Genomic DNA, 14632 nt, shown 5'->3' with positions numbered 1-14632 from the left:
AGGGTTAAGGCGAATTACTTAGCGCGCTTTTCAATCTTCTTGATAGCGGCTTCGATCTTCTTATTAGCCTTTTTTTGCAGCTTATCTGCGTGCTTAGAAGCCTTCTTAGCAGCGCGCTTGGAGTCTGCCTTGTCGAGCTTCGATGCGGCGTCATCGGCACGCTTTTGTGCCTTGTTCGCGGCCTTGACGGCACCCTTGCGGGCGGTCTTAGCGTTGGACTCAGCGGACTTCAGCCAGTCCTGCTTGTTGTCGCCGACGTAGGACTTGGCGCTATCCACGGAGTCCTCGATGAAGGACTTCGCGTTGTCCAAGAAGCCGCGACCGGAATCCTGCCAGTCATCCTTGTTGTCATCGACGTAGTCCTTGGCGTCATCGACATAGGACTTGGCGGTATCCAGGAGGCCGCGACCGGTGGACTGCCAGTCATCCTTGTTGTCATCCACATAGGCCTGAGCCTTCTGGGAGGTCTCATTGAACCAGTCGCCGGCCTTGTTGGACAGCTCGTTGGCGCGAGCGGAAAGCTCCTCGCGCTTTTCCTGGGACTCAGACTTGGTAGGCAGCGCCTGCTGAATCTTCTTATTGGTGCGCTCACCGGCCTTTTGTGCGCGCCAGCGCAGGGAAGGCTTGCCCTCGGTGTCCTGGGTGGTGATAAAGAGCGCGCCGAGCAGGGCGGTGTTGGTAATGAAGCCGTTGCGACGGTCTTCCTTGTCCTTCTTGTTATCTGCGGCCCAGAAGTTATTTTTGCCCACTAAGTTAGGCAGGGTAGCGGCAGCCAGCACGGCTGCGGAGGTGCGGGGTGCCTTGCCCAGAGCCAAGGTGGTACCTGCACCGATCTTTGCGCCGCCGAGGGCGCGGGTAGCTAGTTCCGGATCATTGGGAATCAGGTTCTTGTAACCGGAGGGGACGAACTTGCGCAGGGTCTTGAGGAAGCCTTCGGTTTCCTTGGTGTGCTCCGAGGCATTGCGCAGGTCGTCTACACCTTCCCATACAAATACCGATGCCAGCATGGGGCGGGCAAACTTGCGAATCATAGTCCTTTAAGCTCCTTAGCTCGTTGTTCTAGACCAATCGTGTGATTGACCATTATACGCTGAAATAGCCGCCTAGATCACCAACGGCGCTCCCACCAATCACCCAACTTGGGGCGTTCTTCCCCCAAGGTGGTGGGCTTGCCATGCCCTGGGCGGATGATGGCGTTATCCGGGAACTCCTCGAAAACACGCTTGGTGACGTCCTTATATAGCCGCACGAAGTCGCCTTCAGAGGTCGTTCGACCCAATCCACCGGGGAATACGGAATCTCCCACAAACAGGTTGGTGACCCCGTCAACGGTGGCCACGAGTGCCACGCCGCCGGGGGTATGGCCGCGCAGGATGATGATGGGCAATTTCATGCCGGCAAACTCGATGGAATCGCCCTCGCGCAGCTCAACGTCTACGTCTTCCGGAATGGCCGGCGAATCAATGAAGGAGGCGTAGTGCTTTGCGTTGGTGGCCTCCAAAACCTCGTCGAGAGCCCGCACGTGATCCCAATGGCGGTGCGTGGTGAGAACGGCGGTGATGTCAACCCCTGCCTCGCGCGCCATGTTGAGGATGGCGGGGGCGTTATCGGCGGCATCGACAAGCAAGCCTTGATCGCCGGCGGTAAGCAGGTAGCAGTTATTGTCCATTTCCGAAACGGAGATTTGGTGAAGATGTAGCTCGTTAGTCATACGTCCCAGCCTACGGGTACATTCAAGGGGAGATTAAAATCTATGATGTGGAGGCTGGAGCGCAGTGGCAGAACGATTGATTGTGCGAGGCGCACGGGAACACAATCTCAAGGGCGTGGATATCGATATTCCGCGCGATAAAATGGTGGTTTTTACTGGGCTTTCGGGCTCTGGTAAGTCCTCGCTGGCCTTCGATACCATCTTCGCGGAGGGCCAACGCCGCTACGTGGAATCGTTGAGCTCTTATGCCCGGATGTTTTTGGGCCAGATGGATAAACCCAATGTGGAATACATCGGTGGCCTGTCGCCGGCGGTGTCCATCGATCAGAAGTCTACGAACCACAACCCGCGCTCTACCGTGGGCACGATTACGGAAATTTACGATTACCTCCGCTTGCTCTTCTCGCGCGCCGGCACCCCGCACTGCCCCAAGTGCGATGCCGTCATCGAGCGCCAGACGCCGCAGCAGATCGTTGATGCCGTCCTGGAGCAGGAAGAAAAGCTGAAGTTCCAGGTGCTTGCCCCGGTGGCCCGCAAGCGCAAGGGTGAGTTTGTCGACCTCTTCCAGGACCTTTCGGCGCAGGGCTACTCCCGCGTGCGCGTGGATGGTGAGACCCACCAATTAAGCGATCCGCCGAAGCTAAAGAAGCAGGTCAAACACACCATCGAGGTGGTGGTGGACCGGCTGCAGGTCAAGGCATCGCAGAAGCAGCGCCTCACCGATTCCGTGGAAACGGCTTTGCGGCTTGCCGATGGCCTCGTCACCATCGAGTTTGTTGATAAAGAGGAACTCACGCATACCTATTCCGAGAAGGCGGCCTGCCCCAACGGCCATACCCTCACCATCGAGGAGTACGAGCCACGCGCGTTTTCCTTTAACGCGCCCTTTGGCTCCTGCCCGGTCTGCGATGGCTTGGGCACGAAGCTCGAAGTGGATGTAGACCTGCTCATCCCGGATCCGGATGCCCCGGCTGTCGATGCCGTGCAGCCGTGGCATTCCAGCCCGAATTCCCGGTACTTCGTCAAACTCGTGGAAGGTTTGGGCAAGGCCCTGGGCTTTGACCCGCAGACCCCTGTCAGCGAGCTGACCAAGGAGCAGCGCGATGCGTTGATTTATGGCACCGAAACCGAGGTGCGGGTGCGCTATAAGAACCGCTATGGCCGCCAGCGCAATTGGACCGCGCCCTTTGAGGGTGCCGTCGGATTCCTGCACCGCAAATTGGATACCACGGATTCGCAGTCCCAAAAGGATCGGCTGCTGCAATACACCCGCCGGGTGCCGTGTAGCACGTGTAAGGGAACGCGCCTGAAGCCGGAAATCCTCGCCGTGCGCCTGGCGTCGACCACGCATGGCGAACAGTCCATCGCGGGGCTTAGCGCCCTGTCCATCGAGGATGCCTCGGAGTTTTTGGATTCGCTGGTCTTGGGTCACCGCGAGGAAATCATCGCTGGGGCGGTGTTGAAGGAGACCCAAGCCCGCCTGCGCTTCTTATTGGACGTGGGCCTTAACTACCTCACCCTGGACCGCGGCGCCTCGACCCTGTCTGGCGGGGAGGCCCAGCGCATCCGCCTGGCCACGCAGATTGGATCCGGGCTTGCCGGTGTGCTCTACGTGTTGGACGAGCCGTCCATCGGTTTGCACCAGCGCGATAATCACCGCCTGATTTCGACCTTGCAGCGTCTGCGCGATATCGGCAATACGCTCATCGTGGTCGAACACGATGAAGACACCATTCGCTCGTCCGATTGGCTCGTGGATGTGGGCCCGCGCGCCGGCGAATACGGCGGCGAAGTGGTCTACCAAGGCGAGCCCGCCGGCGTGGAGAAGGTAAAGGAGTCTCTAACGGGGCAGTACCTATCCGGTTCCAAGGTCCTGGCCGTTCCGGATCACCGCCGCGAGATCGATAAGGACCGCACCCTGAAGGTGGTTGGTGCCCGGGAAAATAACCTCAAGGGAATCAACGTTGAGATTCCGCTCGGCGTTCTGGTGTGCATTACCGGCGTATCCGGCTCCGGCAAGTCCACCGTGGTCAATGAAATCCTCGCCAAGACCTTGGCCAATAACTTGAACCGCGCCCGGCAGGTTCCTGGGCGCGCCAAGCGCGTGGAGGGCATTGAGCACCTGGATAAATTGGTGCAGGTGGATCAGAGCCCGATTGGCCGCACCCCGCGTTCCAACCCGGCGACCTACACCGGCGTCTTTGATAAGATTCGCAACCTTTTTGCGGAGACCCAAGAAGCAAAGGTGCGCGGTTACAAGGCCGGCCGCTTTTCCTTCAACGTCAAAGGCGGGCGCTGCGAGGCTTGCCAGGGCGATGGCACCATCAAGATTGAGATGAACTTCTTGCCGGATGTTTATGTCCCGTGTGAGGTCTGCGAGGGCGCGCGCTATAACCGCGAGACCCTGGAGGTCCACTACAAGGGCAAAAACATCGCGGAAGTGCTGGACATGCCGATTTCTGAAGCCGCGGACTTTTTCGAGCCCATTACCTCCATCCACCGCTACTTGGCCACGCTTGTCGATGTCGGCCTGGGCTACGTCCGCCTCGGCCAAGCCGCCACCACGTTGTCCGGCGGTGAGGCTCAGCGCGTGAAGCTCGCCTCGGAGCTGCAAAAGCGCACCAATGGCCGCACCATCTATATCTTGGATGAGCCGACGACCGGTCTGCACTTTGAGGATATTCGCCGGTTGATGCTGGTGATTCAAGGCTTGGTAGATAAGGGCAATTCCGTGCTCATCATTGAGCACAACCTCGATGTCATCAAGGCAGCGGACTGGATTGTGGATATGGGCCCTGAAGGCGGTGCCGGCGGCGGCACCGTGGTTGCGCAGGGTACGCCGGAAAAGGTTGCACAAGTGGAAGGCTCCTATACCGGCGGCTACCTCAAGGAACTGCTTCCTTAAAAACTAAAGTCGATAGTTTCTGTGAAAAATTGTCCCCTTTCTAAAAGATGGGCTAGTCTGTGAGGAATGAATCTGCGGCGGAGAATGGGAGCGATACTGGCGACGGTATCGCTTGCTGCCGTGGCGGCGTGCTCGTCGCCGGAACAGGCGCCGGATACGGCGGGGGAAGGGGCATCGGCAAGCGCTAGCGATAATGCCGATGCCGCAATCGCCAAAGATCTAGACCGCGCCATTGCGGCAGTGTCCAAGGACTATGACGCTAAGGTCGGCGTGGCCATCTCCGTCGGCGAAGAAAAAATTTCTGCGGGCGACAAAGGCGAAGGCCCAGCATGGTCCACCATCAAAGTGCCCATCGCGATTACGGCCCTGCAGGACGGCGCCGATCCATCCTTGGTGGATTTGGCCATCAAGGAATCCGATAATGATGCCGCCTACGCATTGTGGTCGCAAGTGCAGTGGGAAGAAGGTGTGGCCTCGGAGGCGGTGGAAAAGCTCTTGCGCGAGCACGGCTCGAATGCCTCCATTGAGGACGATGCTTTTGGGTACTCCATCTGGCCATTGCAGGAGCAAGCAAATTTCGGGGCGCAATTGCCCTGCATCAAAGAAGCCGAATATGTCCATGAGGTATTAAATGACATCGTGGAATGGCAAAACGTTGGCCTCTCCAAACACACAAGCACCCGGGCAAAAAGCGGGTGGGGGCTCGATGAAAATAGCGATGACTACACCTTCCGGCAATTCGGTGTCCATGAAAAGGACGGTAAAAGGGTAGGCGTGGCCTTGAGCGTCATCGTCGAGGGCGAGGATTATGAAAATGGCTCCGCCGCGATCGATGACCTTGCCGATGATGTCCTCAAGTCCATTGATAAAGCCATTGCGGATGAAAAACTAGAGCCCGATTCCACCTGCGAGGATGCCTAGTATTCTGCGGTTTGCCTTAAATGGTAGCGGCTGCTAGTGTCGTATCCACTACCGCCCAAGGTACCTTTTCTAGGAACCTGGGTCACAAGCGGAGATTCTCCCACCCGATGCCGCGAACTTCAGGTTCGTTGGATAACGGTAAAGGTAACCAGACATTTACGTCTGGCTCTGTGAGATCTCCCGGCTGCCTTTGGCAGACCGGGTTAGATTCGTTTGTGGTCCACGGTAGGTGAACTCATTACCCAAAACCCCTAATCGAGGAGAACCACAATCAGCGCTGAAGCTCGCATTAATGAGCGTATCCGAGTACCCGAGGTCCGTCTTGTCGGCCCCGGTGGTGAACAGGTGGGTATCGTCCGCACCGATGATGCCCGCAAGCTTGCCTATGAAGCTGACCTGGATTTGGTCGAGGTTGCTCCAAAGGCTAAGCCCCCAGTTGCCAAAATCATGGACTACGGCAAGTTCAAGTATGAGCAGGCCCAAAAGGCTCGCGAATCTCGTAAGAACCAGCAGCAGACCGTGGTGAAGGAACAGAAGTTCCGTCCGAAGATCGACGATCACGATTATGAGACCAAGAAGAGTAACGTAGTTCGCTTCCTGGAAAAGGGATCCAAGGTTAAGGTGACCATCATGTTCCGCGGCCGCGAGCAATCGCGACCGGAGCTAGGTTTCCGGCTTTTGGAGCGGTTGGCCGATGACGTCGCTGAGGTTGGCGTAGTTGAGTCCCGCCCCAAGCAGGATGGTCGCAACATGACCATGGTTTTGGGTCCGGTTCGTAAGGGCAAAAAGTAAACCATATTCCACGTAGGATTTAAGGACTTATACTCATGAAGCAGAAGACCCACAAGGGCACCGCAAAGCGCATCAAGGTGACCGGTTCCGGCAAGCTGCGCCGCGAGCAGGCAAACCGCCGCCACTTGCTGGAGGGCAAGCCTTCCAAGCGTACCCGTCGCCTCAAGGGCACCGAGTCCGTCTCCCAGCCAGACACCAAGCGCGTCAAGCGCCTGCTCGGTCGCGCTTAATAGCGCCCAATCAACCCACATCCACCATCTCAACCAGAATTTAAGGAAGTATTACTGTGGCACGAGTAAAGCGCTCAGTTAACGCAAAGAAGAAGCGTCGCGCGATCCTGAAGTCCGCCAAGGGTTACCGCGGTCAGCGTTCCCGCCTGTACCGTAAGGCTAAGGAGCAGTGGCTGCACTCTATGACTTACGCTTACCGCGACCGCCGCGCGCGTAAGTCCGAGTTCCGCAAGCTGTGGATCCAGCGCATCAACGCTGCTGCCCGCATGAATGACATCACCTACAACCGCCTCATCCACGGGCTGCGCTTGGCCGAGATCGAGGTAGACCGCAAGATCCTCGCCGAGCTTGCCGTCAACGACTTCGAGGCTTTCTCCGCACTGTGCGAGACCGCTAAGGCCGCCCTGCCTGAGGACGTCAACGCACCAAAGGCTGCGTAAGCCTTTCCAGCTACATAGCTGCTCGCCCACTCCACGCCGCTCGACGCGGTGAGGGGTGGGTTTTGTTCTATCTCACTGTCTCAAGCCTGCTAATAATCTGTTCGCTGTATGTGCTAAATTGATGAGTCGATAAAACCAGCATTTGCAAGAAGACCGGCGCGGCATGACGAGCCCATATAACTGCGAGCAACCAGAAGGCAACCCTGGTTCAAGTCAATTTTCCGGCCAGGATCGGCCGTATTACTCCCAGGAATTCCACTCTGGTGGCTATCCGCAGCAGGGCTATCCTCAGCAACAATATGCGGCGACTGGTAACCAAAAGTCCTGGGTAGCTGCGTTGTTTCTGTGCTTCTTCTTGGGCAGTGTTGGAGCGCATAACTTCTACACTGGCCGTACAACTTATGCCATCGTGCAGTTGTCGCTGAATATCCTCGGCTGGTTTACCTTCTGGTTCCTGTTGGGCTTCCTTTTCTGGACCGTTCTAGGAATCTGGGTGTTTATTGAGTTCTTCATGATTCTCCTTGGCGTGGGCGATTACGACAAAGACGCACGCGGAGTTCCGCTAAAGAAATAATACTTTTCCCATGGCCTGCCGGATTTCTGGCAGGGCTTTGTTATACCTAAGGTTCGGAACGTGCGCAAACGTGCCCAAGGTAGGGTAGGGCCTATGAATTTAGACTTTGACTCGGCCTTTACTGAACGCACTCCGCGCATCGTCAACGCGGCGAAATTGCACCGGGCTGCTAGCCGTAAGAAGGCGAAACAGTTCATCATCGAGGGCGAAAATGCTGTCGACGCCGCAGTATCCACGGGGGCGGCGACGGATGTATTCGTGACGGAAAAGGCTGCAGAGCGCTTCGCGGACATCGTTACGGCTTGCGGGTATATGGACGTTTATGTTCACCCCATTACAGATAAGGCCGCGAAGCACTTGGCCGATACCGCGACGACGACGGGAATTTTTGCCTTGTGCAGTTCTTCCGTCTTGTGGTCTGCGGGAAAGATTCTTAATGGGAAGCCGAAGTTGATTTCGGTGCCGGTGCTTACCTCTGAGCCCGGAAACGCGGGTACGTTGATTAGGACTTCGGATGCGATGGGCGCCGATGGCGTGATCTTTGCAGGCGAGACCGTGGATCCCTTAGGCAGCAAGGTTGTCCGCGCTTCAGCCGGCTCCTTATTCCACGTCCCTGTCGCGCGCGATCCAAATATCAAGGACGTATTGGGTCAGCTGCGCAAGTCTGGCATGCAAATCGTTGCCACAGCCGCGGATGGGGAAGTAGAGCTTGCTGATGCCGACCTCTCCCAACCCACCGCCTGGCTCTTCGGCAATGAGGCTCACGGGCTGGGCGAGCTGCTTGAAGAGGCCGATATGCGGGTACGCATCCCACTGCGGGGGAGCGCGGAGTCACTCAACCTTGCCACCGCGGCCAGCATCTGCTTGTACGAATCCGCCAAGGCGCAGGACCAGAACTAGGCCGCAATCGCGTTGCTCCGCGGTAGCGAATGAAAAGGGGGTCCCTGGGGCTGTCCGTGTCCTAGTGACAGAGTAAGATTGCACGCGTTAGTTTTCGCGCGAGAAGAAGGTACGAAGTACGTGTCCGATACACCGCAGATCGAATTGACCGAACAGGCCCTCGGGGCCGCGGCCGATAAGGCTATCGCAGCCTTCGAAGCAGCAGAGACCCTAGAGGATCTCGCCGCTGCCCGCCGCGAGCACTTAGGCGATAACGGGTATATCCCGCAAGCCCGCCAATCCCTCGGCCAAATACCTAAGGATCAACGCAAAGCCGCCGGTAAGGCCGTCAACATGGCCCGCGGCAAGATGGAAAAGCGGTTTGCGCAGGTCAAGGAGGAATTGGAGCAGCAGGCCCGCGAGGCCCAGCTCAAGGCCGAAACCGTCGATGTGACCATTCCTACGACCCGAGCGCAAACGGGTGCGCTGCACCCCATTACGTCCTTATCGGAGCGCATTGCCGATATTTTCGTTGGCATGGGATGGGAAATCGCCGATGGCCCAGAGATTGAGGCCGAGTACTTTAACTTCGATGCCCTGAACTTTAAGCCGGATCACCCAGCGCGCACCCTGCAGGATACGTTCCACGTGGGCAAGGAAGGCTCCAAGCAGGTCCTGCGCACGCACACCTCGCCTGTGCAGGTGCGCACGATGCTCGAGCGCGATGTGCCCTTGTACATCGCCTGCCCAGGGCGCGTTTTCCGTACGGACGAACTGGACGCCACCCACACCCCGGTCTTCCACCAGATGGAGGGCCTTGCCGTGGATAAGGGACTTACCATGGCTCACCTGCGCGGAACGCTCGAGCACCTAGCCAAGGTGCTCTTCGGTTCCGAAACCACGACGCGCATGCGCGTGAATTACTTCCCGTTCACGGAGCCTTCCGCCGAGGTGGACGTCTGGTTCCCCAATAAAAAGGGCGGCGCCGGCTGGATTGAATGGGGCGGTTGCGGAATGGTCAACCCCAACGTGCTGCGCGCGGTAGGCGTTGACCCGGAAGAGTACACGGGCTTCGCGTTCGGCATGGGCCTTGAGCGCACCCTGCAATTCCGCAATGGACTAACCGATATGCGCGACATGGTTGAAGGCGATGTCCGCTTCACCCTGCCCTTTGGCGTACAGGCTTAAAACCCAGAAAGGATAGATACATCATGCTTATTTCCCAAGACTGGGTTACCCGTATCCTTGGCGCCTCCAATCCGAATTGGAGCGTGTCCGCTGCAGATATGGACTCCGGTTTCGTCCGCGTGGGCTTTGAAACCGAAGGATATGAGCCGATCCCCGAGACTACTGGCCCATTGGTTATTGGCCAGGTCGTAGAAATCGAAGAGCTCACGCAGTTCAAAAAGCCCATCCGGTACTGCCAGGTCAACGTTGGCCAGGCAAATGGCACCGGTGAATTGCAGGGCATTATCTGCGGTGCGCGTAACTTCCGCTTGCACGATTACGTCGTAGTCTCCCTGCCCGGCGCAGAGCTGCCTGGTGGGTTCAAAATCGCGGCGCGCGAAACCTACGATCACATCTCCAATGGCATGATGTGCTCCGCTGCTGAGCTGGGCCTTGGCACGCAGGCAAACGGCATCATCGTCCTGGGTGAGGAAGTCGCGGATATGGTTGGCGAAGATGCTCGCCCAGCTATCGGCCTGTCCGATACCGACTTTGACGTCAACATCACCCCAGACCGCGGATACGCGCTATCCGCCCGTGGTCTCAGCCGCGAAATCGCCTCTTCCTTCGATCTGCAGTTTAAGGACGTCGCCGATGATCCAGCGGTGGCCGGAATCGATACCTCTGCGGTGCCAGAGGCAGAAGGCTCGCTTATCAACATCGATCTACGCGAGGAGACAAAGGCGCAGCGATTTGGCGTGCGCAAGGTAAGCGGCATCGATCCGCAGGCGCGCACGCCATTTTGGATGGAGCGCGAACTCATGCTGTGCGGCCAACGCAGCGTCAATGTGGCAACGGACGTGACCAACTACGTCATGTTGCTTTTGGGCACCCCGATGCATGCCTTTGATGCCAATGAAATCGCGGGCGATCTCACGGTGCGCAATGCACAAGAGGGCGAGAAGTTTGAGACCCTCGATCACGTCACGCGCGAGCTCTCTGGTGAAGACGTGGTCATCTGTGATGACAACGGCATCCAATCGTTAGCCGGTGTTATGGGCGGCACGCACTCAGAGATTTCTGATCAGACCACGGATGTCTACTTCGAATCCGCTATCTGGGATCCCATTACCGTGGCCCGTACCTCTCGCCGCCACAAGCTGTCCTCTGAGGCATCCCGCCGATTTGAGCGCGGCGTCGATCCTGCCCTCGTTGAGGTGGCCCTTGATATTGCGTGCGCGCTATTGCACTCCATTGCGGGCGGAACGGTCGAAAAGGGGCGTACCCTCGTCGGAGAGATAGCCGAGCCCCAAGCCATTCGCTTGCGTGCCGAAAAACCGAGCGAATACGCCGGCGTCGAATACTCCCGCGAGACCGTTATCTCCCGCCTTAAAGAGGTGGGCTGCACGGTCGAGGAAGGATCGGATTCGGTTCTGCAGGTTACGCCCGCGACGTGGCGTACCGATATTTCCATGGACGTTGACCTCATTGAGGAGGTCCTGCGCCTGGAAGGCCTAGAGGATATCCCCACCGTTCTGCCCACGCCGGCTGGCGGTCGCGGTTTGACCCCAACGCAAAAGCGCCGCCGCGCCATTGGCCACGGTTTGGCTTATGCGGGCTATGCAGAGGTTTTGCCCACGCCGTTTATCGCAAACGACACCTTTGATTTGTGGGGCCTTGCGGCTGACGATGCTCGCCGCAATACCGTCGCCGTGCAGAACCCCTTGGAATCTGACAAGGCCATCTTGGCCACGACCTTGCTCCCCGCAACGCTTGAGGCTTTGGGTCGCAACGTAGCTCGCGGACGCAAGGATCTAGCCCTCTATGGCCTGCAGCAAGTAGCCTTCAAGCGCGCAGAATCTTCGCCCATGCCGTCTGTTGCGCAGCGTCCTGGCGATGAAGTGGTAGAAGAACTCCTGCGCACGCTTCCTGAACAGCCCTTGCACGTGGCAACCGTTGCAACCGGCAAGATGGAGCACGAGGGGCCGTGGGGCGAAGGCCGCGATTACACTTATGCGGATGCCATCGAATCCGCACGTCTGGTTGCCCGCGCCGCGGGCCTTGATATCGAGGTCGAAGCCGCGCAACACCTGCCGTGGCACCCAGGTCGCTGCGCCGCCATCAGGGTGCCAGGAACAGATGACATCGTGGGCTACGCCGGTGAATTGCACCCCCAGATTCTTGAGGCGCTCAACTTGCCGCCGCGCACGTGTGCGATGGAGCTTAATATCACGGCGCTGCCGTTGACGGAGCGCTTCCCAGCGCCGGTGCTGTCTGCATTCCCAGCTTTGCACCAAGACATCGCGCTGGTGGTGGATGAAAATATCCCAGCGGAAAAGGTGCGCGCCACGGTAGAAGAGGGAGCAGGCGACCTCATCGAGTCGGTCGGCCTCTTCGATATTTTCCGCGGTGAGCAATTGGGCGAGGGCAAAAAATCCTTAGCTTTCCAGCTGCAATTCCGCGCTGCAGACCGTACCTTGACCGATGAGGAGGTCAACGAGCACCGCACTACAGCCGCCGAATTGGCCAAGCAGCGCTTCGGCGCAGAAATGCGAGCATAGGGCAGACCCAGTAGTCCAGCCCTTTGCATTAAACGGCGAAGAACCAGACTTTGGTGGCACATAAGCCACTCGGGTCTTGGGTCTTCGCCGTTATGCTATTTCATGCAGATGTTTATTATTTTCACTCCTTATGAGCTGCGAAAAGTAATCCAATTCACTGAATAACATACAGTGGAGCGTATTTCTTGCTATAGTTCCGGGTATGACGATTTCAGTAGCAGTGGCAGGGGCCACAGGATACGCCGGCGGAGAGATACTGCGCTTGCTGCTATCCCACCCTGCCTATCACTCCGGTGACCTGCGCATTGGTTCCTTGACGGGAAATTCCCAAGTGGGCCAGCGCGTCGCAGAAATTATGCCGCACCTGCCGCAACTGGCAGAGCGCGTTATCGCCGAAACGACACCCGAGGAACTTGCAGGACATGACGTCGTATTCTTGGGCTTGCCGCATGGACACTCGGCGCGGATCGCGGAGCAATTGGGCGATGAGGTAACCATCATCGATTGCGCCGCCGACTTTCGGCTCCGTAAGGAAAGCGATTGGAAAGCCTATTACGGCGGGAACTATGCGGGGCAGTGGCCGTACGGTATCCCGGAAATCCCGGAAAACAGGTCAAACCTTAAAGGCACAAACCGGGTAGCCGTGCCCGGATGTTTCCCCACGGCCATTACCTTGGGGGCACTGCCCGCTATTGCGCGAGGGCTAGTGGAATCCACCCTTTCCGTGATTGCCATCACCGGCGTCTCCGGCGCGGGAAAGAAGGCGTCGGTCGCGCAATTGGGCGCGGAGACCATGGGAAACGTGAAGGCGTATAAACCGGGCGGCACTCACCGGCATACCCCAGAAATCGTGCAGAACCTACAACCATTTTCCCACGATGAGGTGTCTGTGAGTTTCACCCCGGTGCTTGCGCCCATGCCCCGTGGGATTCTGGCGACGATTACGGCGGAGCTGAAAGGGGGCATCGGCAAGCAGCAGGTGCGCACCGCATTTGAGGAATTCTATGCCGAAGAGCCCTTCTGCCTCGTGCTGCCAGAAGGCCAACAACCGGAAACCCAGAACGTGGTGGGCACGAACATGGTGCATATCCAAGCCCACGTCGATGAAAATTCCCACCGCCTCATCATTATCGCGGCGCTAGACAATTTATGCAAGGGTACCGCCGGTGCCGCCGTGCAATGTATGAACCTTGCGCTGGGATGGACAGAAACTTTGGGATTGCCCCAAGCCGCAGTCGCCCCTTAGGGCTGCGCACAATACAGAGGAGGAAATGATGACTACACCAGGAATCACAGGACCCGCCGGATTCAGTGCCGGCGCGGTAAAGGCCGGAATCAAGCCTTCCGGAAAATCGGATTTAGCTTTGATCGTCAATGAGGGCCCGCGCTCGGATGCGGCGGCGGTGTTTACGCGCAACCGCGTGGTGGCTTCCCCAGTAAAGGTCTCCCGCGAGGCGGTAGCGGATGGCCAGTTGCGCGCCGTAGTCATCAACTCCGGCAATGCCAATGCGTGCAATGGCGCGCAAGGCGATGCCGATGCGCGCGCAATGGTGGACGCCGTATCTCATCGCACGGATATCGCCGTGCAGGATATTGCCATCTGTTCTACCGGGCTTATCGGCGAGCCGTTGCCCATGGAGAATGCGCTTGCGGGCATCGCTGACGTCGTGCACCACGTGGGTACGATTCCACAGCACGGCAATGATGCCGCCACAGCCATTATGACCACGGATACCGTCCCCAAGGAATCCGCTTTTGCAGGCGATGGATGGTCCGTGGGCGCTATGGGCAAGGGCGTTGGCATGATGGCGCCGTCGCTAGCCACGATGTTGGTCTGCATTACTACCGATGCCGTCGCTGACGCGGCGGTCCTCCAAAGCTCGCTGGAAAAGGCTTGCGCACAGACTTTTAATACCTTGGACGTGGACGGTTCAACCTCTACCAATGACACCGTGATTGTCATGTCCTCCGGGGCCTCCGGCGTACAGCCCAGCGAAGAAGAGTTGTACCAAGCAATCCTAGAGGTCTGCGCGGATATTGCGGATCAGCTCCAAGCCGATGCTGAGGGAGTGACAAAGCGCGTAAAGATCACCGTTGAAGGCACGGGCTCCGATGAGCAGGCGCTCAATGCCGCTCGCACCCTGGGCCGGGATAACTTATTCAAGTGCGCCATGTTCGGCTCCGATCCCAACTGGGGCAGGGTACTGGCCGCCGTCGGCATGGCGGATGCAGACATGGACCCAGACAACATCTCCGTCTATTTCAATGACCAGCCGGTATGCGAGCACTCGACGGGCGCGCCCGGGGCCCGCGATGTGGACTTGAGCGGGGCAGATATCGATGTCCGCGTGGATCTCGGCACCGGCGGTGAAGGTACGGCCTTTGTCCGCACGACGGACCTGTCCTACTCCTACGTTGAGATCAACTCGGCGTATAGCTCCTAGGAGGAGAA

The 14632-nt window shown here is 58.2% G+C and carries 13 protein-coding genes; 11 read left to right on the top strand and 2 right to left on the bottom strand.

The features are described from left to right. Positions 1-14: 14 nt before the first annotated feature. Positions 15-1031, bottom strand: coding sequence for a DoxX family protein (locus MHX65_RS09585; protein WP_239269869.1), 1017 nt, complete (start codon positions 1029-1031; stop codon positions 15-17). A 77-nt stretch (positions 1032-1108) separates the two neighbouring features. Continuing rightward, positions 1109-1711, bottom strand: a complete 603-nt coding sequence (locus MHX65_RS09580; protein WP_239269868.1) for an MBL fold metallo-hydrolase — start codon at positions 1709-1711, stop codon at positions 1109-1111. A gap of 64 nt (positions 1712-1775) precedes the next feature. On the opposite strand from MHX65_RS09580, the gene uvrA reads away from it, so the two are divergent. The 11 genes from uvrA (at position 1776) to argJ (ending at position 14624) form a co-directional block, all read left to right on the top strand. Continuing rightward, positions 1776-4616, top strand: coding sequence for an excinuclease ABC subunit UvrA (gene uvrA, locus MHX65_RS09575; RefSeq protein WP_239269867.1), 2841 nt, complete (start codon positions 1776-1778; stop codon positions 4614-4616). Positions 4617-4700: 84 nt separating this feature from the next. Further along, positions 4701-5537, top strand: a complete 837-nt coding sequence (locus MHX65_RS09570; protein ID WP_239269866.1) for a hypothetical protein — start codon at positions 4701-4703, stop codon at positions 5535-5537. Between the two features lie 270 nt (positions 5538-5807). Next, entirely contained in the window at positions 5808-6329 is a 522-nt protein-coding gene (gene infC, locus MHX65_RS09565) for a translation initiation factor IF-3 (protein ID WP_081443661.1), read from the top strand. A 35-nt stretch (positions 6330-6364) separates the two neighbouring features. Continuing rightward, complete coding sequence (gene rpmI, locus MHX65_RS09560) at positions 6365-6559, top strand: 50S ribosomal protein L35 (protein WP_239269865.1); 195 nt, start codon at positions 6365-6367, stop codon at positions 6557-6559. Positions 6560-6615: 56 nt separating this feature from the next. After that, complete coding sequence (rplT, locus tag MHX65_RS09555) at positions 6616-6999, top strand: 50S ribosomal protein L20 (RefSeq protein ID WP_023017886.1); 384 nt, start codon at positions 6616-6618, stop codon at positions 6997-6999. A gap of 163 nt (positions 7000-7162) precedes the next feature. After that, the gene (locus MHX65_RS09550; RefSeq protein ID WP_239269864.1) at positions 7163-7573 is read left to right on the top strand and encodes a TM2 domain-containing protein; all 411 of its coding nucleotides are present in this window, start codon (positions 7163-7165) and stop codon (positions 7571-7573) included. A gap of 93 nt (positions 7574-7666) precedes the next feature. Continuing rightward, complete coding sequence (locus MHX65_RS09545; RefSeq protein ID WP_239269863.1) at positions 7667-8473, top strand: TrmH family RNA methyltransferase; 807 nt, start codon at positions 7667-7669, stop codon at positions 8471-8473. 120 nt (positions 8474-8593) lie between these two features. Further along, positions 8594-9640 (top strand): phenylalanine--tRNA ligase subunit alpha, encoded by a 1047-nt coding sequence (gene pheS / locus MHX65_RS09540; protein ID WP_239269862.1) that lies wholly within the window; start codon positions 8594-8596, stop codon positions 9638-9640. Between the two features lie 23 nt (positions 9641-9663). Then, complete coding sequence (gene pheT / locus MHX65_RS09535; protein ID WP_239269861.1) at positions 9664-12180, top strand: phenylalanine--tRNA ligase subunit beta; 2517 nt, start codon at positions 9664-9666, stop codon at positions 12178-12180. Between the two features lie 202 nt (positions 12181-12382). Then, positions 12383-13426 (top strand): N-acetyl-gamma-glutamyl-phosphate reductase, encoded by a 1044-nt coding sequence (gene argC, locus MHX65_RS09530; RefSeq protein ID WP_239269860.1) that lies wholly within the window; start codon positions 12383-12385, stop codon positions 13424-13426. Between the two features lie 28 nt (positions 13427-13454). Further along, on the top strand, positions 13455-14624 hold the full coding sequence (argJ, locus tag MHX65_RS09525; protein WP_239269859.1) for a bifunctional glutamate N-acetyltransferase/amino-acid acetyltransferase ArgJ: 1170 nt from the start codon (positions 13455-13457) through the stop codon (positions 14622-14624). The last annotated feature ends 8 nt before the right edge of the window (positions 14625-14632 follow it).

Origin of the sequence: Corynebacterium sp. ACRPS, from assembly GCF_022346005.1 — a bacterium.
GTDB lineage: Bacteria > Actinomycetota > Actinomycetes > Mycobacteriales > Mycobacteriaceae > Corynebacterium.
This window is presented reverse-complemented; position numbering and strand designations above follow the sequence as displayed.

Bases quoted from the DNA above. Each gene is read 5' to 3' on its own strand.
- pheT (WP_239269861.1), top strand. From the start codon at position 9,664: ATGCTTATTTCCCAAGACTGGGTTACCCGTATCCTTGGCGCCTCCAAT.
- MHX65_RS09585 (WP_239269869.1), bottom strand. From the start codon at position 1,031: ATGATTCGCAAGTTTGCCCGCCCCATGCTGGCATCGGTATTTGTATGG.
- argC (WP_239269860.1), top strand. From the start codon at position 12,383: ATGACGATTTCAGTAGCAGTGGCAGGGGCCACAGGATACGCCGGCGGA.
- MHX65_RS09580 (WP_239269868.1), bottom strand. From the start codon at position 1,711: ATGACTAACGAGCTACATCTTCACCAAATCTCCGTTTCGGAAATGGAC.
- rpmI (WP_239269865.1), top strand. From the start codon at position 6,365: ATGAAGCAGAAGACCCACAAGGGCACCGCAAAGCGCATCAAGGTGACC.
- MHX65_RS09545 (WP_239269863.1), top strand. From the start codon at position 7,667: ATGAATTTAGACTTTGACTCGGCCTTTACTGAACGCACTCCGCGCATC.
- MHX65_RS09570 (WP_239269866.1), top strand. From the start codon at position 4,701: ATGGGAGCGATACTGGCGACGGTATCGCTTGCTGCCGTGGCGGCGTGC.
- MHX65_RS09550 (WP_239269864.1), top strand. From the start codon at position 7,163: ATGACGAGCCCATATAACTGCGAGCAACCAGAAGGCAACCCTGGTTCA.
- argJ (WP_239269859.1), top strand. From the start codon at position 13,455: ATGACTACACCAGGAATCACAGGACCCGCCGGATTCAGTGCCGGCGCG.